This is a genomic window from Streptomyces sp. NPDC001568, assembly GCF_042893755.1.
Lineage (GTDB): Bacteria > Actinomycetota > Actinomycetes > Streptomycetales > Streptomycetaceae > Streptomyces.
The window spans coordinates 75,304-96,733 of record NZ_JBIAVF010000025.1 but is presented as its reverse complement, the minus strand read 5'-3'; the positions used below and the strand labels follow the sequence as shown (position 1 = coordinate 96,733).

Here is a 21,430-nt window from a genome sequence, read left to right as displayed (position 1 = left end):
GGCCGGGGGCGTGGGAGCGCTCACGCGTCGACCGCCTTCAGCTCCCAGTGCAACTCCTCCACCAGCCGCTTGCCGGTCACCGTCAGCTCCGCCGCCCCCGCCAGCCGCTCCAGTGCCCGCTGGATGCGGTCCGCCCCGTCCGGCTCGTGGGTGGCGGTGGCCCGGCGGTACGCCTCCACCGCGACCCGTTCGTGCACGTCGGCCAGCAGCCGGGACACCGGTACCGGACGCTCCCGCCACGGCGAGGGGTGCTGCCAGGCCCCGTCCAGCGCGTACAGGTCGGCCACCTCGGTCAGCTCCCGCAGCCGGGCCCGCCGCCGACCGGTCAGCAGGGCCAGGGCCGTCTCCCGCACCCCGGCCCCGTACGGGACGCCGAGCGCCCCCGGCCCGTGTCGTCCGGCCTCGCCCCAGCCCCCGGCCCGCGGGCCCCCGGCCAGCGGGGTCAGCGTGCTCAGCCCCGCGCCGGCGGCCCGGGCGAACCCGGGGACGGTGCGGTGCAGCAGTGCCCAGGCCGCGCCGAGCCGGCTGCGCCAGGCGTCGGCCTCCCCGGCCCCTAGGCGGAGCCTGGGCGGGCGGGCGAAGCAGTTGCGGTGCGGATCGAGGTCCTCCAGCGCCACCGGAGCCGCGTCCGGCCCCGGGGACCAGGTCCGTACGGGGAACCAGCGGGCGTCGCCGGCCGCCGGGCCGAAGCGGTGCTCGGCGCGGCCGTCCCGGGCGGCGTACCCCTCGTCGGTGGCGCGCAGGGCGGCCCGTCCGTCCGTGCCGGGTTCCCCGAGTCGGAGCAGGCCCAGCGTCGGCAGGTACACCTCGCCGTCCCGGTAGGCCACTTCGGCGGGCAGGGCGAGCCCGCCCCGCAGCACGGCGGCGGCGCTCAGCGCGGCGAGCCTGCGGGCCGCGCCGGGGCCGTCCGGGCGACCGTCCCGGGCGGTGTCGAGGGCCGCGAGCACCCAGGTCCGGGTGAAGGGGTGGTCCAGCACGGCGTCCAGGGCGTCCGCGCCCGCCTCTCCGGCGGCTTCGACCCCGGACAGTGACTCCCAGGCGCGCAGCCATTCGGGGTCGGCGGCGAGGTCCTCGTGCAGACGGGCCAGCAGGACCCGGGTCAGCTCCGCCTGGGACCGGGCGAGTGCCGCGGGGTCGGCGAGCTCGGGGGCGGCCTCGCGGGCCGCGGTCCGCCCCTCCACCCCGTCCACGAGTTCGCGCAGGTCGGAGCAGTAGACGGAGGGGTGGTCGAAGCCGGGCCCGGTGGGTCCGTCCTCCCGGTAGCGGTGGGTGTAGAGGCCGCCGCCGCACGAGCGTACGACCGGGCAGCGGCGGCACGTGTCGCTGACGCCCGCCAGGCCCAGTTGGCGGGCCCGGACGCCGGGGTGGGCGGCCACTTCGTCGAGGGAGTGGTCGAAGACGTTGAACCCGGTGGCGGCGGCGCCCTCGTAGGCGCTCTTGAGCGAGTCGACCTGCTCCAGGGACCCGTCGGTCTCCACGACGACGAGGTCGGTCGGCGCGAGTCCGAGGGACTCGGTCAGGCTGGGGCCGCCGCGCAGGGTGGAGCGCAGGGACTCGAAGAGCCGTACGGGTACCGGCCGCCCCAGCCGGTCCCAGTGGTCGAAGACCCGCAGCAGCCAGCGCGCGTAGGCGTCGGGGGCGCCGTCGGGTCGGGCCGGCGGGGTGGCCCAGGTGGCGTGCGGGAGCAGGAAGTCCACCCGGGGCGGCTCCAGCTCGACCAGGGCGTCCAGGACGGCGACGGGGTCGTTGGCCACGTCGACCGTGCACAACAGGCCCTGGTAGAGCCGGCGGTAGGGCTCGGAGCGGAGCAGGTCGACCGCGGCGAGGACCAGCGGGTGGCTCGTACGGCCGTCGGCGAAGCGGCGGTGGCGGTCGTTGGCGGCGCGGTCCCCGTCGAGGGAGATGCCGACCCGGACGCCGTACTCGGCGAAGAGGTCCAGGTAACGGCTGCTGAGCTGGAGCCCGTTGGTGTGGATCCGCAGGTCGAGGGCGGCCGTGCCGGCGAGGGCGCGGGTGAACTCCTCGCACACGAGGCGGAGTCGGGCGGTGCCCGCCAACAGGGGTTCCCCTCCGTGGAGGATCACCGTGACGGAGGGGAGGGCATGGTCACGGGCATGTTCGGCGAGCCGTGACGCGGTCCGGGAAATGACCCCGGGGGAGATCACCTTCGGACGGGCCCGCCAGCTCTGATCTGCGTGTTCGTAGACGTAGCAATGATCACAAGCGAGATCGCATCTGCTGTGAACCTTCAGGACGATCTCGCGAAATGCGATCAGGCCGGTCATTTCGCCAGTCTAGAGCGCGTACTTCCGGGTCAGAGCGCAGAGTTGAAGATCGGTGCCTGGACGTGATGACCGGATTCCGAGGGAAGCATCCGGCCGAGCGTCACGGCGGCGGCCGCACTGCGGACGTCGATCCGCGCGAGCGGGACCCGACGGTCCCTGTCCGTGCTGGTCGGGGGGGTTGCGGAAGTGTTCACGACACCGTCCTCGGGGAGGCCATGTGAAATGGGCGGGGGAGACGCCAGCGCGTTGCTGCCGTCAAGCGTGGACTTTACTCGGCCACACCCCATTGGCAACCGAGACATGACGCCTGGTCAAGCGTTCTATGGAAAGCGTGGCGCATTTCTCAGGAGCCGGCATTCGGCCGTTTGCCACACGTCAAGATCCTTTTTCCCGGCACCCGCCCCGACGCCCGTCCCGGCACCCGCCCCGACGCCCTCCGCGACATTCGACCCGACCCCGGACCGCCCCGCCGACCCACCTTTTTGATCAAGATGTCATCGACGCCTAGCATGTCCACGCCACCAACCCGTGACCTGCCGTGACGACGAAATGAGCGCCATGCGCCACCAGCGGATACCCGCCGCAGCCACCGTTCTCCTCTGTCTCGCCGCGCTCACGGCGTGCGAGGGATCCGAGCCGAGCACCCGGGACGCGGCGGCCCCCGGCCCCTCCGCCGCATCCGCGGGGGCCTCCCCCTCACCCTCCGCGGCCACCGACGGACCGGGTTCACAGGCCCCGACGGAACCCACCCCGACGGCCTCCGGCAAGTCCGCCCGGCCGAAGCAGGCCGGCTCCGGGCTGGCGCGGGCCGCGAACATCGACGAGCTGCGCAAGCTCGTCCACTCCAGCGCCGACTGCACCCGGTTCTTCACGGACCCCGACACCGTGTCCATCGAGTCGATCGACTACCTGCCGGTCGTGCAGGGCGACCCGCTCGCCTGGGGCGTCACCAGTCGCGCCCTGTGCGGCCAACCGGGTGGCGAGCGACGGGCGCACCGCCTCAACTGGCTCGACATGGTCGGGGACATGGAGAAGCTCCAGAACAAGGCCAAGGAGGCGCAGTTGGCGGACCTGAAGGACGACGGCCGGATCAAGGCCACCGCGAGCAAACTGCTCGTCGGCGAGAACGTCGCGGTGGAGAGCAACGACGAGAGCGTCCACTACGGCCTCTACCAGGCCCAGTTCCTCTACCTGAACTGCGTGCCCGGGTTCACCACTCCCTCCGGCTACCGGGAGCAGCTCGCCTCCGTGCCCGACTGCGTCCTGACGAACTACGACCCCGAACACCCCGCCGCCGGCTGACGTCGGCTCAGGCGGGTTGGCGGGTGTCGAGCGGGGGCGCGGGCAGGTCGCGCAGGAGCCAGGTCAGTACGTCGGGCAGCGCGCGCAGCGCCGCGAAGTGGGCGGCGGCCGGGTCGATGCTGGTGGTGGCCCCGGGAATGCGCCGGGCCAGCCAGCGGGAGTGGCCCACGGGGGAGAAGACGTCGAGTTCCCCGTGCCACAGGAGCACCGGGCAGCGGATGTCGGCGGGGTCGAACCCCCAGGGGGCGCTGAAGGCCAGGGCGTCGTCGATCCAGCCCCAGGCGGAGGTGCGCAGCCCCTCGCGGTAGTTGCGCAGCAGCATCGCGCGCAGCCCCGCGTCCGAGACGATCATGCGGTCGTTGTCGGTCAGTTCCCGGCGCAGTTCGTCCAGCAGCCGCCCGGGGTCCCGGCGGATGCCGTCGGCGCGCGGGATCAGCCGGGCGGCCAGCTCCTCGGGGTCGTCGGAGGCGGTGGTGTACTCCCGTACGTTCGAGGCGGCCATCCCCGCGAACCAGTCCAGGTCCTGCGCGTCCCGCGGGGCGAGGGGGACCAGGGCGGCGGTGCGGGTGACCCGGTCGGGCAGGAGTGCGGCGCAGGCCAGGGCGCCGGGGGCGCCGCCCGAGCGACCGGCCACCGTGAAGGTGTCCAGGCCGAGGGCGTCTGCGATGGCGGCGACGTCCTCGGCCACGTCGGCGACGGTGCGGCCCCGGTGGCGGTCGGAGCCGCCGTAGCCGGGTCGGTCGTAGGCGATGAGCTGCGTCCGCCGCTGGTAGAGGACCATGCCCCGGGGGGCGGGGCCCAGGCGGCTGCCGGGGGTGCCGTGGAGCAGGAAGACGGGCTTGCCGTCCGGGTCGCCCCAGCGTTCCGTCATCAGGACGCGTCCGTCGGCGGTGCGCACCTCTTGGCGCACGCGCTCCCTCCCTCACATGGGTGCGGGCTGTCGGTCAGGCTGATTGTGCTCTTCCGTCGGGGAACGCGATAGGGCGCACTCTCCGGGAAATTCTTGTGAAAGTTTTCACAAGCGCGCAGGGGTCTTTGGTCCTCCACTGTTCCAGCAGGTCAGGGGCGTGCGCGACGGGGAGTGAACGGGCGTGAACGGCCCTTCGTCCCCCCTGGTCAGGGCTTTTTCGGCGCCGCCGCTTCCGCTTTCGGGTGTCGAATGGAGACATCAGGAAAAGGTCGAAATGAAGGAGTCCTGCCATGCGGGCCAACGAGATGGTGGACGGGCTGGTCCAGGGGGCGCTCGCGGCGCTCGGCCGGTTCGAGTCGTTCAACCAGGAGCAGGTCGACCACATCGTCAAGAAGGCCTCCCTCGCGGCGCTGGGCCGGCACGGCGACCTCGCCGAGCTCGCCGTCGAGGAGACCGGGCGGGGCCTCTTCGAGGACAAGGCGGTCAAGAACCTGTTCGCCTGCGAGCACGTGGTCAACTCGATGCGCGGGCTGAAGACCGCGGGCGTCATCCGCCGCGACGAGCTGAACGGCATCACCGAGATCGCCGAACCCGTCGGCGTCGTCTGCGCGATGACCCCGGTCACCAACCCGACCTCGACCACCCTCTTCAAGGCGCTGATCGCCCTGAAGACCCGCAACCCGATCATCTTCGCCTTCCACCCCTCCGCGCAGAACTGCTCCGCCGAGGCCGCCCGCGTCGTGCGCGACGCCGCGATCGCCGCCGGCGCCCCGGAGAACTGCGTCCAGTGGGTCACCGCCCCGTCGATGGAGGCCACCGCCGCCCTGATGAACCACCCGGGCGTCTCCACCATCCTGGCCACCGGCGGCAACGCCATGGTCAAGGCCGCCTACTCCTGCGGGAAGCCGGCCCTGGGCGTCGGCGCGGGCAACGTCCCCGCGTACGTCCACAAGAGCGCCAAGCTGGGCCGGGCGGTCCACGACATCGTGCTCTCCAAGGCCTTCGACCACGGCATGATCTGCGCCTCCGAGCAGGCCGTCATCCTGGACGCGGAGATCTACGAGCAGGGCCTCGCGGAGTTCAAGCGGCTCGGCGCCCACGTGGTGAGCGCCGCCGAGAAGACCAAGCTGGAGCAGTTCGTCTTCGGCACCACGGCCCACGCGGCCGACTGCTCGGGCGCCAAGCTCAACCCGGCGGTCGTCGGCAAGTCCCCGCTGTGGATCGCCGAGCAGGCGGGCTTCAACGTCCCCGAGGGAACCTCGATCCTGCTCGCCGAATGCGACGAGGTCGGCGAGAGTGAGCCGCTGACCCGCGAGAAGCTCTCCCCGGTGCTGGCCGCCCTCAAGGCCTCCGACACCGACCACGGACTCGAACTGGCCGCCGCGATGGTCGAGTTCCACGGGCTGGGGCACAGCGCCGCCATCCACGCCGAGGACGAGGCCCTCGTCGAGGAGTTCGGCCGCAAGGTCAAGGCGGTCCGCGTCATCGCCAACTCGCCCTCCACCTTCGGCGGCATCGGCGACGTCTACAACGCCTTCCTTCCCTCGCTCACCCTCGGCTGCGGTTCCTACGGCCACAACTCGGTGTCCAACAACGTCACCGCGGTGAACCTGATCAACGTCAAGCGGATCGGACGGCGCAACAACAACATGCAGTGGTTCAAGGTCCCGCCGAAGATCTACTTCGAGCGCAACTCCATCCGCTACCTCGGCGAGATGGAGGGCATCGGCCGGGTCTCGATCGTCACGGACAAGAACATGGTCGACCTCGGTTTCGTGCGGAAGGTCACCGACATCCTGGGCGCCCGCGAGGGCTCCGTCGCCATCCAGGTCATCGACACCGTCGAACCGAACCCGGAGCTCGCCACCGTCCGGGCCGGCGCGGCGATGATGCGCGACTTCCGGCCCGACACGATCATCGGCCTCGGCGGCGGATCGCCGATGGACGCCGCGAAGATCATGTGGCTGATGTACGAGCGCCCCGAGGTCGAGTTCGCGGACACCAAGGAGAAGTTCTTCGACGTCCGCAAGCGCGCCTACACGTTCCCCTCGCTCGGCGAGAAGGCGAGGATGGTCGCCATCCCGACCACCTCCGGCACCGGTTCCGAGGTCACTCCCTTCGCGGTCATCTCCGACCCGGCCGCGGCCCAGAAGTACCCGCTCGCCGACTACGCGCTGACCCCGAACGTCGCCATCGTCGACCCGGTCCTGCCCATGGGGCTGCCGCCCACGGTGACCGCGGACTCCGGCTTCGACGCCCTGACCCACGCCACCGAGGCGTACGTGTCCGCGTACTCCAACGACTACACCGACGGCCTCTGCCTCCAGGCCATCAAGCTGATCTTCGAGAACCTCCAGCGGTGCGTGGTCGACGGACCGAACGACCCCGAGGCCCGCGAGAAGATGCACAACGCCTCGACGATCGCGGGCATGGCCTTCGCCAACGCCTTCCTCGGTCTGGTGCACGCCATGGCCCACACCCTGGGCAACACCTTCAAGGTCGCCCACGGCCGCAGCAACGCGATCCTGCTGCCGCACGTGATCCGGCACAACGGCACCGTCTCGCACAAGGCCACCCCGTGGCCGAAGGCCGAGGTCTACCGGGCTCCGGAGCGGTTCCAGGAGATCGCCGGGATGCTCGGACTGCCGGCCGCGACCCCGGCCGAGGGCGTCGAGTCCTACGCCCGGGCCGTCGAGGAGCTGCGCGCCAAGTGCGGGATCCCCGCCTCCTTCGCCGAGGAGGGCGTGGACGAGCAGGCCTTCGTCGAAGCCCTCCCGGTCCAGGCCGTGAACGCCTACGCCGACCAGTGCGCCCCCGCCAACCCGCGGATGCCGATGATCGACGACATGAAGCGGCTCATGCGGCAGGCCTACTACGGCAACGCCGAGGGCACCCCGGCCGGTGAGGCCGCCGGCGAGCGGGAGTAGCCCGCACCGCCGCACCACGCAGGGGCCCGCCCGGGCCGGCAGGACCCGGGCGGGCCCTTCGGCGTGCCGGGGGAGCCCGCCGGAACGGTGCGGGGCGGGGCGGGTGGGGATGGTGTGGTGCGGGTGGGGACGGTGCGGTGCGTGTGTGGGGTGGTGCGGTGGCGGGGCTGTGCGCTCTACGCCGGCGGGACCCTGAGCGGGGTCGGGATCAGCAGGGCCGTCGCCGAGCGGGCCCGTTCCAGGGCGGTGGCCCGGTCGGCGCCGCGCTGGCCCAGCACCACGCGGGTGCTCAGCCCGTCCAGCAGGGCGAGCAGCTCCGAGGCCCGGGCGGGTACGTCCAGCGGGGCGAACCGGCCCTGCTCCACGCCCTTGGTCAGCAGTGCCTCCAGGTCCCGCTGCCAGCCCTCGTCGATCTCCTCCTGGGCGGCCTTGAGCGGCTCGTTCGAAGCGGTACGGGCCCACAGCTCGATCCACAGAGTCCAGCGGGGGTCGCGCGGTCCGAGCGGTAGGTACAGCTCCACGAAGAGGGTGAGCTTGCGCTGGACAGTGACCCGACGGCCCATCAGTTCCGTGCGCTCTGAGCCGAGTTGGGCCTCGCTCCAGCGCAGGGCCTCCAGCAGGAGCCGGTCCTTGCTGCCGAAGTAGTACAGGATGTGGCCGCCGCTGGTGCCGAGCCGCTCGGCGAGCGCGGACATGGTGAGCGCGGCCAGGCCGTCCTCGGCGATCGCCGCCATGGCCTCTTCCAGCATCCGCTCCTGGGCGATCCGCCCGTCGCGCCGCCGTGCCGCTCCAGCCACCGGTCCGCCTTTCCGATCTTCCTGGCCCGACCTTATCCCGGACAGGGTCTTGACGGGGCCGCCGTCCAGCACGCATCTTGAATGCCATTCAAGAACTTAGAACGTCATTCAAGGTTCATAGCCGAGTCAGGGGCACGCCATGAGACAGCAGGAGAGCGCCGACGTCGACGAGGTGTTCCGGGTCGAGACCCACGGGATCGACCCCATCCCCGACGCCGAGCGGCACGGCAGCGCGAAGGACCTCTTCTGGCTCTGGTTCGGCTCCAACCTCACCTTCACCTACGTGATCAACGGCGCCCTCGCCGTGGCCTTCGGCCTGTCCTTCTGGCAGGCCACCGCCGTGGTCGTGATCAGCGGCCTGTCCTTCTTCGCGATCAGCGCCGCCGGCCTCAGCGGCATCCGCACCGGCACCGCCACCCTGGTCATCTCCCGCGCGGCCTTCGGGGTCCGCGGGAACTTCCCGGCCGGCGTCCTGAACTGGGTGGTGAGCATCGGCTACACCATCGTCAACACCGTGGTCGGGACGCTCGCCCTGGAGGTCTTCCTCGCCGAGGTCGGCCTCGGCGGCGGCACCGCGGTCCGCGCCCTGGCGCTCACGGTCACCCTCGCGCTGACCTTCGCCGTCGCCATGTGGGGGCACGCCACCGTGCAGTTCGCCGAGCGGTGGATGGCCTACGTCCTGGCCGCCGGATTCGGCGTCCTGCTGCTCTTCGTGCTGCCCGGCGCCGACACCTCCGCGCCGGCCGCGGCCCCCGGCCTGTCCGGGTGGAGCCTCGCCTTCGTCGTCATGCTCGCGGGACCGTTCTCGTACCTGCCGATGCCCGCCGACTACACCCGCTACCTGCCGCGGACGACCTCGCTGAAGTCGATCACCTGGATGGGCGCGCTGGGCGGCTTCGTCTCCTCCGTGGCCCTCGGCGTCGCGGGCGTCGCCGCGGCCACGCAGACCGACATGACCGACGCCGTCGCCGGGGCCGAGAGCCTGCTGCCCGGCTGGTTCCAGCCCCTGTTCCTGGCCCTCGTGCTCGGTGGCTCCGTCACCAACTCGATCATCACGCTCTACTCCTCCAGCCTGAACCTCCAGGTCCTCGGCATTCCCTGGAGCCGCGCCCGCGCCATCGTCATCAGCGCCGCCGTCACCGCCGCGGGCTCCCTGGCCGCCCTCTTCCTCACCGACTTCACCACCTCCCTGCTCTCCTTCCTCTCCCTGCTGATCATCGTGTTCGCGCCCTGGGGCGGGGTCTTCCTCGCCGACATGCTGCTGCGCCGCTGCCACTACGACGCCGAGGCGCTGCACTCCGGCAGCGAAGGCGCCTACTGGTACCGCTCCGGCTACCATCCGGCCGGCCTCGCCGCCCTCCTCGCCGGCCTCACCTTCTCCGCCCTGACCTGCGACTCCGCCCTGTGGACCGGGCCGCTGGTGGCCCCCCTCGGCGGCGCCGACCTCACCCTGCTGGGCGCGGTCGTCTCCGGGCTCACCTACTGGGCCCTGGCCCGGCGCGTGCCCTCGTACGCCCCGGTCGCCTGACGCCGCCTCCCCCCTCCCCGTCCCACCCCTCCCCGTCCCACCCCTCTGCACAGGAGCACCACCCCATGGCACAGCAGCCCTTCCCCGCCGACCTGCTGCTCACCGGAGCCCGCATCCACACCGTGGACGCGGAGCTGCCCGAGGCGGAGGCCCTCGCCGTGCACGACGGCCGGATCGTCTGGGTGGGCCCCGACACCGGGGCCGGGGCCTGGGCCGGCCCGGACACCGAGCGGATCGACGCCGGCGGGAAGCTGGTCCTGCCCGGCTTCATCGACGCCCACAACCACGTCCGGCTCGGTTCCGACGACGCCTGCGTCCAGCTGGCCGGAGTACGGACCCTGGAGGCGATCCTCGACCGCATCGGGACCTGGCACGAGGCCCACCCGGACGCCCCCTGGATCGAGGCCGAGGCCTTCGACTACTCGGCCATCCCCGGCGGCCGGATGCCCTGCGCCGCCGACCTCGACCCGGTCACCGGCGACACCCCCGCGATCGTCCTCTCGTACGACGTGCACACGGCCTGGCTGAACACCGCCGCGATGCGCCGCCTGGGCGTCACCCGCGAACAAACGGACCTGCCCTTCGGCACCGCCGCGGTGGACCCGGCGACCGGCGAGCCCACCGGCTTCGTCAAGGACTTCGCGATCAAGGGGCTCTCCCTGGACGGCCACCGCGCGCTGCGCGACCTCGGCGTGCCGTGGGCCTCGCCCGACCGGCAGTACGGGCGCCTCGCCAAGAGCCTCGACGACGCCATCGGCTTCGGCATCACCACGGTCGTGGAACCGCAGAACTCCCTCGACGACCTGGAACTGTACGAGCGGGCCCGCGCCGAGGGTCGGCTGCGCTCGCGGATCGTCGCCGCGCTGTTCCACCCGCGCGGCACCACGGAGGCGGAACTCGACGCCTTCGCCGCCGCCGCCCGCAGGTACGCCGGGGACCGGCTGCGGGTGGGCCCGCTCAAGCTGTACATCGACGACGTGGTGGAGCCCCGTACGGCCGCCCTGCTGGAGCCGTACACCGGCTGCGGCAAGCACCGGGGCGAGACCTTCTACCCGGCCGAGGAGTTCGCGGAGCTGCTGGCCGGGCTGGACGCGCGGGGCTTCCAGTGCTTCGTCCACGCCACCGGCGACCGGGGCATCCGCACCGTCCTCGACGCGGTGGAGCACGCCCGCGCCGTCAACGGCCCGCGCGACGCCCGCCACCAGGTCGTGCACGTGGAGTGCCTGGACCCGGAGGACGTGCCCCGCTTCGCGGAGCTGGGCGTGGTCGCCTGCATGCAGCCCCGGCACTGCGCCCCGGAGATCGCGGGTCCCGGCCAGGACTGGGCGGAGAACGTCGGCGAGGACCGCTGGCACAAGGCCTGGCCGATGCGCAGCCTGCACGAGGCGGGCGCCGTGCTGGCGTTCTCCAGCGACTGGAACGTGGCCGAGATGGACCCCATGGTCGGCATCTACACGGCGGTCACCCGCCGCCCGCTGAACGGCGGGGACCCGTGGCAGCCGGCCGAGACGGTGGACGTACGGACCGCCGTGTACGGCTACACGATGGGCTCCGCCCACGCCAACTTCCTGGAGGCCGACCGCGGTTCGCTGACCGTGGGCAAGGCCGCCGACTTCGTCGTGCTGTCCCGCGACATCCTCGCCATCGCCCCGGAGCGCATCCCCGGCACGGTCGCCGAGACGGTGGTGGTGGCGGGCGAAGTGGTCCACCGGATCGCCTGACGCCCGCCGCGGACCCTTCGTAGGGTGGAGCGCTGCCGTCGCGGCAGCGCTCTTCGGGGGTGGGGACGATGGAAACATTGATCGAGGCGGCGCTGATCGTGCTGCTCGTGGCGCCGGCGGGGTGGCTGGCGCGCAGGACGGTGGCCCGCCGGGCCGAGGCACGGACGGCGTCCGCCGCCGACGGCGCGACCGTGCCGATCCCCTGCCGGGCTCGGTGGCGACAGGGCGTCCGGCGACGGGTCTTCGGTTACGGGAAGCTCGGCCCCGGCGCGGACGGCGCGGGCGCGGTCTTCAAGGCCCCGCTGCGCAGGGCCGTCGTACTGCCCTGCGGCGGCCGGGCAGCGGTCCGCACCGGCCTGCGTCCGGGCATGCACGTGCTGGAGTACCGGGCCCCCGACGGCCTGCGCGTCGACTTCCAGGTGTACGACGCCGAAGTCGCCCGCGCCGCCCGCATCCTGCGGATCCCGGACCCGGCCGACTTCCGCTGACCGGGGCTGCCGGGCACGGATCACGTCCCGGGGTGTCTTCGGGCGCGTACGTCGCCCCGGGCGCGGCCGACAGGCCGCTCCGGCCGGTGGTCCGGCCGGTGGTCCGGTTCCGGATCACCGGGGTGTTCACCGCCCCGGGGCTGGGTCGTCGGCGAACCGGGCGACGGCGGGGGAGTCGTCGTCGAGCCCGCTGCCCACGGCGGCTCCCGGCCTGCCCTTGCGGAAGGCCGCGCAGGCGATCGTGACCACCGAACCGACCACCGCCCAGGCCGCCAGCACCAGCATCGGCCCGCCCGCGCCGTTGCCCTTGAAGTAGGCGATGGAACGCGCGGCGTAGGTGCCCGCGCCCGGTGGCAGGGCCGGACCGATGGCGCTCCAGAACGGCGGGAGCAGCGGGTACGGGTAGGCGCCGCCCGCGCTCGGGTTGCCGAACACGACGACCAGCAGGATCGCCAGGCCGATGCCGACGACGCCCGCCAGCCCCTGGAGGGCCAGGGTGATCGCGCCGACCGCGAAGACGACCAGGGCGCCGAGGCCCCACAGGGCCATCAGGGAGCCGGGCAGCGCGCCCAGGACGGGGCCCGCGATGACCGCGCCGAGCAGTCCGGCGACGATCGCGTACGCGAGCAGCGCGCCGAGCCGGATGACGGCGCGGGCGGAGTTGGCGGGCCGGGCCCCGGCGCTGATCGCGAGGATCGCGGCGCACAGGTACCCGCCGACGCACCAGCCGACGACGAGGTAGAAGGAGCTCAGGCCGCGTCCGTCACCCGCGGCGGACGGGGCCACGTCGGTGACCCGGACGGTACGTCCCTGGCTCTTCTCGGCGAGGCCGACGACCTCCTCGATGGCCTGGGAGAGGGAGGCTCCGGCGCCGCCCGCGACGAGCAGCCGGTCGGTGGTGCCCTCCGGGTCGACGACCAGGGCCCCGTCCACGTCGCGGTTCTGGATCAGCCGGACGGCGTCCACCTCGTTCGTCGCCACCCGGGTGTCGAGCGGCTTGCCGGGCAGCCCGTCGAGCTGTTGCGCGGTCCGTTGGGCGAGCGGGCCGGAGGGGGCGGCCACGGCGAGCGGGATCCCGCTGGGCTTCGGGTGGTGGAAGGCCCCGATGTAGGAGGTGATGAAGGCCAGCTGAAGGGCCAGTACGCCCAGGACCAGCAGGGCGGCCCGGACGGTCACGGCGTCCTTGATCTCGGCGAGGAAGCTGCCGGGCGGACCCGGGTCGGTGCTCCGGGAGGGCTGGGTCATGCCTCCCACGCTCGGCGTGTCGGGGGCGCGGCGCAGCAGGGGAGGACCGAACGGATGACCGAACAAGTGTTTCGCACGAATATTCGAATTGCTCTATGGTGGAGAGCGGGGACAGACCGAAGGAGCCGGGGGGCATCGAAGGAAGCAGGAGGCCGCGGGTGCCCGGTTTTACGCATCTGCACACCGTTTCGGGGTTCTCCACGCGCTACGGAGCCTCCCACCCGGAACGACTGGCGGAACGCGCCGTCGAGCGGGGCATGGACGCCCTCGCCCTGACCGACCGCGACACCCTCGCGGGCGCGGTGCGGTTCCTGAAGGCCGCCGCGGGAGCCGGCATCCGGCCCCTGTTCGGAGTGGACCTGGCGGTGGCTCCGGCGGTGGACGCGGGCGGCCCTTCGGGGGACGCGGCGTCCGCGCCGGGCGGTGCCCCGTACCGGCGGCGCGCCCCGGTCAAGGGCGGGGCCTTCGTGGACGAGTCCGCCGCGCGCGCCGTCTTCCTCGCCCGGGACGGAGCCACCGGCTGGGCCGAGCTGTGTCGGATGGTCACCGCCGCGCACGCGGCGGGCGCCGCCGCCGATCCGGGCGCGACCGGCCCCGGGGCCGACGCCGGCGTCCGCCCCCGCACCCGGGCGCCGCTGCTGCCCCGGGAGGCCCTGCGCGGCGACGGGGTGTTCGTCCTGCTCGGTCCCGGCTCCGAAGTCGGCCGGGCCCTCGCCGCGGGCCGGCCCGACCGCGCCGCCCGGCTGCTCGCGCCCTGGCGGGAGGTCTACGGGGACTCCCTGCGCCTGGAGGCCGTCCACCACGGCCGCACCGGTACCGGCTCCGGCTCGCTGCGGCTGGCCGCCCGTACGGTCGGCTTCGCCGAACAGCAGGGCGTCCCGGCCGTGCTGACCAACGCCGTCCGGTACGCCGACCCCGGCCAGGGTCCGGTCGCCGACGTCCTCGACGCGGCCCGCCGGCTCGTCCCCGTCGACCCCCGCGGCCCCCTCGACAGCGGCGAACGCTGGCTCAAGGCCCCCGCCGCCATGGCCGAGGCCGCCGACCGGATCGCCGAAGCCGCCGGGTTGCGCCCCGCCGACGCCCGACGCCTGCTCGCCCGTACCCGGGAGACCGCCGAGGCCTGCTCCGTCGACCCCGAGGAGGACCTCGGCATCGGCTCCGTGCACTTCCCCGAGGCCCGCCTCGTCGGCGCCGCCCACCGCACCGCCCAGCGGGTCCTCGCCTCCCGCGCCGCGGCCGGCATGGTGCTGCGCGGCCACGCCGGCGACCGCGCGTACTGGGACCGGATGCACGAGGAACTCGACGTCATCGCCCACCACGGCTACGCCTCGTACTTCCTGACGGTCGCCCGGGTCGTGGACGACGTACGCGACATGGGCATCCGGGTGGCCGCCCGCGGCTCCGGCGCCGGTTCCCTGGTCAACCACCTCATCGGCATCGCGCACGCCGACCCCGTCGAGCACGGCCTGCTGATGGAACGCTTCCTCTCCAAGCGCCGCCGCGTCCTGCCCGACATCGACATCGACGTGGAGTCCGCCCGCCGGCTGGAGGTCTACCGCCGGATCATCGCCCGCTTCGGCACCGAACGCGTCGCCACCGTCTCCATGCCCGAGACCTACCGGGTCCGGCACGCCATCCGCGACGTCGGCGCCGCCCTGTCCATGGACCCGGCCGCCGTCGACCGGCTCGCCAAGGCCTTCCCGCACATCCGGGCCCGCGACGCCCGCGCCGCACTGGAGGAACTGCCCGAACTGCGCTCCGTGCGGGGGGAGTCGTACGGTCGGCTCTGGGACCTCGTCGAGGCGCTGGACGCGCTGCCGCGCGGCAGCGCCATGCACCCGTGCGGGGTGCTCCTCTCGGACGCCTCGCTGCTCGCCCGCACCCCCGTCGTCCCGACCAGCGGGGAGGGCTTCCCCATGTCCCAGTTCGACAAGGAGGACGTGGAGGACCTCGGGCTGCTCAAACTCGACGTGCTGGGCGTCCGCATGCAGTCCGCGATGGCGCACGCGGTCGCGGAACTGCGCCGGGAGACCGGGCGGGAACTCGACCTGGACGACCCGGCGCAGCTGCCGCCGGGCGACCCGGCGACGTACGAGCTGATCCGCTCCGCCGAGACGCTGGGCTGCTTCCAGATCGAGTCCCCGGGGCAGCGCGACCTGGTGGGGCGGCTCCAGCCCGCCACGTTCCACGACCTCGTGGTCGACATCTCGCTGTTCCGGCCGGGTCCGGTCGCCGCCGACATGGTGCGGCCCTTCATCGAGGCCCGGCACGGGCGGGCCCCCGTCCGCTTCCCCCACCCGGACCTCGCCGACGCGCTGCGGGAGACGTACGGGGTGGTCGTCTTCCACGAGCAGATCATCGAGATCGTGCACGTCATGACGGGGTGCGGTCGCGACGAGGCGGACCGCGTCCGGCGCGGACTGTCCGACCCCGGCTCGCAGGCGCGGATCAAGGTCTGGTTCGCGGCGGCGGCCGGCGGGCGCGGCTACTCGCCCGAGGTGATCGCCCGCACCTGGGAGATCGTCGAGGCCTTCGGCAGCTACGGCTTCTGCAAGGCGCACGCGGTGGCCTTCGCCGTGCCCACCTACCAGTCGGCCTGGCTCAAGACCCACCACCCGGCGGCCTTCTACGCCGGACTGCTGACCCATGACCCCGGCATGTACCCCAAGCGGCTGCTGCTGGCCGACGCCCGGCGCAGGGGAGTGCCCGTGCTCCCGCTCGACGTGAACCGGTCGGCGGCCGCCCATCGAATCGAACTGGTGTCCGGTCGGCCGGACCGGTGGGGAATCCGGCTGGCCCTCTCCGACGTCCACGGCATCAGTGAGGCCGAGGTCGGGCGCATCGAGGCCGGCCGCCCCTACGCCTCCCTGCGCGACTTCTGGGACCGCGCCCGCCCCGGCCGCCCGGTCGCCGAACGCCTCGCCCAGGTCGGCGCCTTGGACTGCTTCGGCGCGAACCGCCGTGATCTGATGCTGCACTTGACGGAACTGCACGGCGCGCAACGCGCCTCGGGCGCGGCGGGCACCACAAGCGCCGGGAGCACCCAACTCCCGCTGGAAGGGGGCAGGTCCACCGCCCGCGTCGGCCTGCCCGATCTCGGCGACGCCGAACGGCTCAGCGCGGAACTCGGCATCCTCGGCATGGACGTCTCACGCCACCTCATGGGCGACCACCACGCCTTCCTCACCGAACTCGGCGTCACCCCGGCCCGCCGCCTCCGGGACACCGACCACGGCCGGACCGTCCTGGTCGCGGGCGCCAAGGCCGCCACCCAGACCCCGCCGATCCGCTCCGGCCGCCGCGTCATCTTCACCACCCTCGACGACGGCACCGGCCTGGTCGACCTCGCCTTCTTCGACGACAGCCAGGAAGCCTGCGCGCACACCGTCTTCCACTCCTTCCTGCTCCTCGTACGAGGAGTCGTGCAGCGGCGCGGACCGCAGAGCCTCAGCGTGGTCGGCGCCGCCGCCTGGGACCTCGCCGCCCTCGCCGAACTGCGCGGCAGCAGCGGCCTGGAAGCCGTCACCGCCCGGCTCGCCGAACCCCTGACCCAGGGCCCCGGCGACTCCGGTCGCCGCATCCACCTGCCGACCGGCTACGAGATGAACCCGTGGGCCGACCTCCGGCCGCCCGGCGAAGGCGCCGCGACCGGGCGCAAGTTGTGGCACTCCAGCCCCGGGAGCGCCGGATGACCGCGATCCTGCACGTCCGCTGCGCCCCGGGGCTCCCCGAGCGGGGCTACCGCGAGGTCCTGGACCTGCTCCGCGAGTTCTCCCCGCTCGTCCAGGCCCTGCCGCCGCGCGCCGCCCTCGTCCAGGCGCGCGGTGCCCAGCGGTACTTCGCCGCCGACGCCACCCGCATCGCCGAGGTCGTGCGACTGCGCGCCGTGGCCCGGCTCGGCACCGACGTGCGCATCGGCGTCTCCACCACCTGGGCCGTCGCCGCCACGGCCTCCGCGCGGATCCCCGGACCCGGCGGCGTCCTCGCCGTGCCCGAGGGCGAGGTCGCCGCGTTCCTCGCACCCCTGCCCGTGGAAGCGCTGCACGGACTCGGGGCCCGGCAGGCCGAAGCGCTGCGCGGGTACGGGCTGCACACCGTCGGGGCGCTCACCCGGGTCCCGTCCGGAGTCCTGGAACGGATCCTCGGCAAACGGGCCGGTCGCACCGCGGCCGAACGCGCCCGCGGCATCGACCCCCGCCCCGTCACCCCGCGGGACCTGCCCGCCACCGCCGTCGTGCGCACCCGCTTCACCCGCCAGGAACTCGACGGCCCCCACGCCCGGGCCGCGCTGCTCGCCCTCGTGGTCCGGCTCGGCGCCGGCCTGCGCGAACGCCGGCAGGCCGCCCGCTCCCTGGTCCTGACCCTCCACTTCGCGGACGGCACCCGCTGGGAGAGGTCCCGGCGGCTCACCGAAGCCTCCGCCCACGACGAGGACCTGCGCACCCTCGCGTACCGCCTGATGCGGGCGGCGGGACTCCAACGGGCCCGACTGACCGGTATGACGCTGCGCGCCGAGGACCTCACCGGCGCGGCCGGCGTCACCCGGCAGCTCTCCCTCGACCCCGTCCGCGAATCCCGCCTCACCGTCGAAGCCGCCGTCGACCGGGCCAACGCCCGCTTCGGACCGGGCACGGTCAGGCCGGCCTCCACCTTCCTGGCGGGTCACGCCCCCGGGGCGGTCGCGGCCTGACTCACAGGTCTTCGAGCATCAGCCGGGCCGTTTCCGTACGCAGGGACGTGGTCTGGGCCTGGATCAGGTGGAACTGGGCCTCGCGGGAGAGCCGGCCGGCGGTGTGCCCGTACTGGATCGCGCGGCCGCCCGCCACGGCCACGCAGGTCGCGGCGGCCCGCACGGCCAGGTCCAACGAGGCCGCCCGCAGGGTGAGGCGCTCCGCCGTCCCCTCGCCCGGCGCGAGTTCGTCCCGCAGCGCGTACGCCCGGGCCCGCAGCCCGGCCGTCCGGCGGGCGACCCGCGCGCCGAGGTCCTCGTACGGGGGCGACGCGAGCAGGAAGTCGGCCGTGGCCCGCAACTGGCCGAAGATCGCGGGCTGGGCATCGGCGTTCTCCATGTCGTACGCCCGGATCCAGTCGGCCCTCGGCTCCAGGCCCAGCACCCGGGCGTCGGGCACGTGGACGTCGCGCAGCTCCACGGACGCCGTGTGCGTACCCCCCATCGCCCACAGCGGGGCCCCCGCGACGGCGGTCATGCCCCCGTCCGGTACGCGGTCGACCAGCGCGAGGAGCACCTCGTCGGAGGCGGTGACCGCCCCGACGAACAGGGAGTCGGCCAGCTCCCACCCGGTCACCCACGGGGCCCGGCCGGACAACCGCCACCCGCCCGGCGCCCGCTCGGCGGTGACCGGCGGGCGCGGGTGGCGCAGGAAGGCGAAGCCGGCCGTGGCCCGCCGCGTGCCACCGGCCAGCGCGGGCAGCCATTCCTCGCGCAGCGCGGCGCCCACCGGGCCGGCGGCCGCGAGCAGCGCCTTGGCCAAGGGAACGTGCTGGGTCCACACGAACCACGTCGACGGATCCACCGCCGCCAGCACCTCGTGCACCTCCCGGCCCACCTGACGCGGCGTAAGACCGCTCCCCGGCGCCGGTTCGTATCCGATCAGCCCGTACGCACCGCAGGCGGTCAGCGCCTCCAGGTGCCTGACGGGCACCCCCGCCTCGGCCGTCCGCTCCGCCTCGGGCCGCAGGACGCGCACGGCGGTCTCCGTGACGGCCGCGACGAGCGGATCGGCCGCCAGGGCCGGGGGAGCGGCGAGTGCGGTACCGGCGCCGGGGGCCCTCTGCATGGCCGTGCTCACCTCAACCTGGGGTTCGGGGGCGTCCATTGTTCCCGAGCGGTACTGGAGAAGGACTCGACACGCGAGTTTTTACCGACGCGTAACTTCCCTGTCTTGCTACTCACCCGTAATTTAGCGGCAGCAGCCCCACCTTGTGATCCGGATCACGGGACGAACCCCCACGCATTCCCCTTGACCCGCAAGGAGATCACACGATGCTGCCCTGGAGACGCCTGCTCCGCCCGCTGGCCGTCCTCACCCTCACCGCCGCCGCCCTCGTCGCCCCCACCGGCGCGGCGCAGGCGGCGAACGCACCCAGCAGCGGCTGGAACAACTGGTCCTGCAAACCGTCCGCCGCGCACCCCCGCCCCGTCGTCCTCGTCCACGGCACCCTCGGCAACTCCGTCGACAACTGGCTCGGGTTCGCGCCGTACCTCGTCCACCGCGGGTACTGCGTCTACTCCCTGGACTACGGGCAGCTCCCCGGAGTCCCCTTCTTCCACGGCCTCGGCCCCATCGACAAGTCGGCCGGCCAGCTCGACGTCTTCGTCGACAAGGTCCTCGCCGCCACCGGAGCCGCCAGGACCGACATCGTCGGCCACTCCCAGGGCGGCATGATGCCGCGCCACTACCTGAAGTTCCTCGGCGGCGCCGCCAAGGTCAACGCGCTCGTCGGCATCGCCCCCGACAACCACGGCACGACCCTCCTCGGCCTCACCCAACTCCTCCCGTACTTCCCCGGCGCCGAGGACCTGATCAGCACCGCGACCCCGGGCCTCGCCGACCAGATCGCCGGATCCGCCTTCCTGACCCGGCTCAACGCGGGCGGGGACACCGTCCCCGGGGTGAAGTACACCGTGATCTCCACCCGGTACGACCAGGTCGTCACCCCGTACCGGAGCCAGTTCCTCGACGGACCGAACGTCCGCAACGTCGTGCTCCAGGACCTGTGCGCCCTGGACTTCTCCGAGCACGTCACCATCGCCCTGACCGACCGGCTCACCTGGCACGAGGCGCTCAACGCCCTCGACCCGGCCAACGCCGAACGGACCACCTGCGCGTCGGTCTTCGACTGACGCGCAGGTGGCCCGCGGCGGGAGGGCGCCGTTGGGGCGGCGCCGTGGATCGTGACACCCGGGTCGGGGCCCTCGGCCCCGACCCGGGTTCGGTGTCAGCGGCCGTGACGGCCCGCGCCGGCCCGACGGCGGGCCAGCCCGAACAGCACGGCCGCCCCGGCGGCCAGCGCGCCCGCGCCGGCGATCGCGATCGTCGGGGTCGTGCTGCTGCCGCCGGTCTCCGCGAGGTTGTCGCCCTTGACGGCGACCGGCGTGGAGGACGCGAGCGGCGCGGGGCCGCCGGCGTGAGCGTTCGTCTTCGGGTCGTCGTCCCCGTGACCGTTGTGCTCCACGGAGGACTTGTCCGCGCCGTCGGCGATCTGCTGGTCCGTCGGAGCCTGCGGCTTCGGGGCCTCCCCGCCGGTGGCGGGCGTGCCGGAGCCGTCCGTGGCCGGGGCGGAGGTGCCCGTGCCCGGCTTGGCGCTCGGCTTCGTACCGGTCGGCGCGCTCGCGGAGGCGCTCGGCTTGCCACCGGGGGCGGGCGTCGTCGTACCGCCGCCGGCGGAACCGCCGTTGTCCTTGCCGAAGACCACGTCCGAGCAGCTGTAGAAGGCTTCCGGGCTGTCCGAGCGCTGCCAGACGCTGTAGACGAGGTGGCGGCCGGTCTTCTTCGGGACCGTCCCGCTGAACACGTAGTCGCCGTTCTGCATCCCCGGGTCGGTGACCTTCGCGAACGGCGCCGCCTCCAGGTCGGACCACTTCAGCGGCTTCGTCGGGTCGTAACCGTCCTTCGTCACGTACAGCTCGAAGGATCCCTTGTGCGGGGCGGTGCCCTTGTAGCGGAAGGTGTGCGCGCCCGCCGTCATCGGGCCGGCCGGCCAGTCGGCGCGGGGCAGGTCCAGGCCCTTGTACTTGGGGTTGCCCGCCGAGCACAGCTGCCCGTCGGGGATCAGGGACTTGCTCTGCCCGGCCGCGTTCGCGATGTTCACCGCGTTCCAGTCGTAGAACGCCTGCGCCCCGCTCGCCGCGACGGCCGCCTTGCACGCAGCCGACTTCGGGGACTCCGGCCCCTCCGCGTAGCACGCCGCCACCCGGCTGACCGGGTCCGTCATCGAGCCGTGGGCGGCCGCGGGCACGGTGGCGTACGCGGCCACCGCGAGCGGGGCGAGACCGACGGCGGCGATCCGGGTGGCGGTGCGGCGTACGGGCATGGGGGAACTCCTTCGGGCACGGGGCAGGGTGCGCCAGTGGGCCCGGACTGCGCGGCGCCGCCCCCGAATCGGGACCCGGCGCCGTCCCCGGCCCTCCCTGGCCCCGCCAAGCTAGCCCGCCGAACCAGCCGTTCCCCCTCCCCGAGCCCCCGAAAGCTGATCCTTAGGCTCC

At 73.5% G+C, this 21,430-nt stretch carries 15 protein-coding genes; 8 read left to right on the top strand and 7 right to left on the bottom strand.

Annotated elements, in window-relative coordinates:
• Nucleotides 1-20 precede the first annotated feature (20 nt).
• The gene (gene fxsBH / locus ACFY0I_RS35145) at nt 21-2,285 is read right to left on the bottom strand and encodes a radical SAM/SPASM protein FxsBH, inactivated beta-hydroxylase extension form (protein ID WP_388903481.1); all 2,265 of its coding nucleotides are present in this window, start codon (nt 2,283-2,285) and stop codon (nt 21-23) included.
• 29 nt (nt 2,286-2,314) lie between these two features.
• Nucleotides 2,315-2,479: an FXSXX-COOH protein gene (locus tag ACFY0I_RS35140; RefSeq protein ID WP_388903479.1), complete on the bottom strand. Its 165-nt coding sequence runs from the start codon at nt 2,477-2,479 to the stop codon at nt 2,315-2,317.
• Nucleotides 2,480-2,834: 355 nt separating this feature from the next.
• Between ACFY0I_RS35140 and ACFY0I_RS35135 the strand changes: the two genes are divergently transcribed.
• A complete protein-coding gene (locus ACFY0I_RS35135; RefSeq protein WP_388903477.1) occupies nt 2,835-3,587 on the top strand; it encodes a hypothetical protein in 753 nt (250 codons plus the stop codon).
• Nucleotides 3,588-3,594: 7 nt separating this feature from the next.
• On the opposite strand, the gene ACFY0I_RS35130 is transcribed toward ACFY0I_RS35135, so the two are convergent.
• Nucleotides 3,595-4,458: an alpha/beta fold hydrolase gene (locus ACFY0I_RS35130; RefSeq protein WP_388903599.1), complete on the bottom strand. Its 864-nt coding sequence runs from the start codon at nt 4,456-4,458 to the stop codon at nt 3,595-3,597.
• A 329-nt stretch (nt 4,459-4,787) separates the two neighbouring features.
• Here ACFY0I_RS35130 and adhE point away from each other — a divergent pair, with 329 nt between their 5' ends.
• Nucleotides 4,788-7,424, top strand: coding sequence for a bifunctional acetaldehyde-CoA/alcohol dehydrogenase (gene adhE / locus ACFY0I_RS35125; protein ID WP_388903475.1), 2,637 nt, complete (start codon nt 4,788-4,790; stop codon nt 7,422-7,424).
• Between the two features lie 176 nt (nt 7,425-7,600).
• On the opposite strand, the gene ACFY0I_RS35120 is transcribed toward adhE, so the two are convergent.
• Nucleotides 7,601-8,221, bottom strand: a complete 621-nt coding sequence (locus ACFY0I_RS35120; protein WP_388903473.1) for a TetR/AcrR family transcriptional regulator — start codon at nt 8,219-8,221, stop codon at nt 7,601-7,603.
• A 139-nt stretch (nt 8,222-8,360) separates the two neighbouring features.
• Here ACFY0I_RS35120 and ACFY0I_RS35115 point away from each other — a divergent pair, with 139 nt between their 5' ends.
• The 3 genes from ACFY0I_RS35115 to ACFY0I_RS35105 all read left to right on the top strand — a co-directional run bounded on the left by ACFY0I_RS35115 (nt 8,361) and on the right by ACFY0I_RS35105 (nt 11,958).
• Nucleotides 8,361-9,749 carry a purine-cytosine permease family protein gene (locus tag ACFY0I_RS35115; RefSeq protein WP_388903471.1) on the top strand — a complete coding sequence of 463 codons (1,389 nt, stop codon included), beginning with the start codon at nt 8,361-8,363 and terminating at the stop codon, nt 9,747-9,749.
• A gap of 65 nt (nt 9,750-9,814) precedes the next feature.
• Nucleotides 9,815-11,470: an amidohydrolase gene (locus tag ACFY0I_RS35110; protein ID WP_388903468.1), complete on the top strand. Its 1,656-nt coding sequence runs from the start codon at nt 9,815-9,817 to the stop codon at nt 11,468-11,470.
• A 68-nt stretch (nt 11,471-11,538) separates the two neighbouring features.
• Nucleotides 11,539-11,958 (top strand): hypothetical protein, encoded by a 420-nt coding sequence (locus ACFY0I_RS35105; protein ID WP_388903467.1) that lies wholly within the window; start codon nt 11,539-11,541, stop codon nt 11,956-11,958.
• 126 nt (nt 11,959-12,084) lie between these two features.
• Here the strand turns inward: ACFY0I_RS35105 and ACFY0I_RS35100 are convergent, their stop codons facing one another.
• Nucleotides 12,085-13,203 (bottom strand): DUF3533 domain-containing protein, encoded by a 1,119-nt coding sequence (locus ACFY0I_RS35100; RefSeq protein ID WP_388903465.1) that lies wholly within the window; start codon nt 13,201-13,203, stop codon nt 12,085-12,087.
• A gap of 158 nt (nt 13,204-13,361) precedes the next feature.
• Here ACFY0I_RS35100 and ACFY0I_RS35095 point away from each other — a divergent pair, with 158 nt between their 5' ends.
• Entirely contained in the window at nt 13,362-16,895 is a 3,534-nt protein-coding gene (locus ACFY0I_RS35095) for a DNA polymerase III subunit alpha (RefSeq protein WP_388903463.1), read from the top strand.
• Nucleotides 16,892-17,893: a hypothetical protein gene (locus tag ACFY0I_RS35090; RefSeq protein WP_388903461.1), complete on the top strand. Its 1,002-nt coding sequence runs from the start codon at nt 16,892-16,894 to the stop codon at nt 17,891-17,893. The genes ACFY0I_RS35095 and ACFY0I_RS35090 overlap by 4 nt, the downstream gene beginning before the upstream one ends.
• A gap of 1 nt (nt 17,894) precedes the next feature.
• Here ACFY0I_RS35090 and ACFY0I_RS35085 read toward each other — a convergent pair whose 3' ends face one another.
• Complete coding sequence (locus ACFY0I_RS35085) at nt 17,895-19,001, bottom strand: hypothetical protein (RefSeq protein ID WP_388903460.1); 1,107 nt, start codon at nt 18,999-19,001, stop codon at nt 17,895-17,897.
• Nucleotides 19,002-19,207: 206 nt separating this feature from the next.
• On the opposite strand from ACFY0I_RS35085, the gene ACFY0I_RS35080 reads away from it, so the two are divergent.
• Nucleotides 19,208-20,068, top strand: a complete 861-nt coding sequence (locus ACFY0I_RS35080) for an esterase/lipase family protein (RefSeq protein WP_388903458.1) — start codon at nt 19,208-19,210, stop codon at nt 20,066-20,068.
• Nucleotides 20,069-20,163: 95 nt separating this feature from the next.
• On the opposite strand, the gene ACFY0I_RS35075 is transcribed toward ACFY0I_RS35080, so the two are convergent.
• Nucleotides 20,164-21,258, bottom strand: coding sequence for a lytic polysaccharide monooxygenase (locus ACFY0I_RS35075; protein ID WP_388903456.1), 1,095 nt, complete (start codon nt 21,256-21,258; stop codon nt 20,164-20,166).
• Nucleotides 21,259-21,430: the final 172 nt, after the last annotated feature.

Bases quoted from the DNA above. Each gene is read 5' to 3' on its own strand.
- ACFY0I_RS35080 (WP_388903458.1), top strand. From the start codon at position 19,208: ATGCTGCCCTGGAGACGCCTGCTCCGCCCGCTGGCCGTCCTCACCCTC.
- adhE (WP_388903475.1), top strand. From the start codon at position 4,788: ATGCGGGCCAACGAGATGGTGGACGGGCTGGTCCAGGGGGCGCTCGCG.
- fxsBH (WP_388903481.1), bottom strand. From the start codon at position 2,285: ATGACCGGCCTGATCGCATTTCGCGAGATCGTCCTGAAGGTTCACAGC.
- ACFY0I_RS35085 (WP_388903460.1), bottom strand. From the start codon at position 19,001: ATGCAGAGGGCCCCCGGCGCCGGTACCGCACTCGCCGCTCCCCCGGCC.
- ACFY0I_RS35100 (WP_388903465.1), bottom strand. From the start codon at position 13,203: ATGACCCAGCCCTCCCGGAGCACCGACCCGGGTCCGCCCGGCAGCTTC.
- ACFY0I_RS35115 (WP_388903471.1), top strand. From the start codon at position 8,361: ATGAGACAGCAGGAGAGCGCCGACGTCGACGAGGTGTTCCGGGTCGAG.
- ACFY0I_RS35090 (WP_388903461.1), top strand. From the start codon at position 16,892: ATGACCGCGATCCTGCACGTCCGCTGCGCCCCGGGGCTCCCCGAGCGG.
- ACFY0I_RS35130 (WP_388903599.1), bottom strand. From the start codon at position 4,458: ATGACGGAACGCTGGGGCGACCCGGACGGCAAGCCCGTCTTCCTGCTC.
- ACFY0I_RS35105 (WP_388903467.1), top strand. From the start codon at position 11,539: ATGGAAACATTGATCGAGGCGGCGCTGATCGTGCTGCTCGTGGCGCCG.
- ACFY0I_RS35075 (WP_388903456.1), bottom strand. From the start codon at position 21,258: ATGCCCGTACGCCGCACCGCCACCCGGATCGCCGCCGTCGGTCTCGCC.
- ACFY0I_RS35110 (WP_388903468.1), top strand. From the start codon at position 9,815: ATGGCACAGCAGCCCTTCCCCGCCGACCTGCTGCTCACCGGAGCCCGC.
- ACFY0I_RS35135 (WP_388903477.1), top strand. From the start codon at position 2,835: ATGAGCGCCATGCGCCACCAGCGGATACCCGCCGCAGCCACCGTTCTC.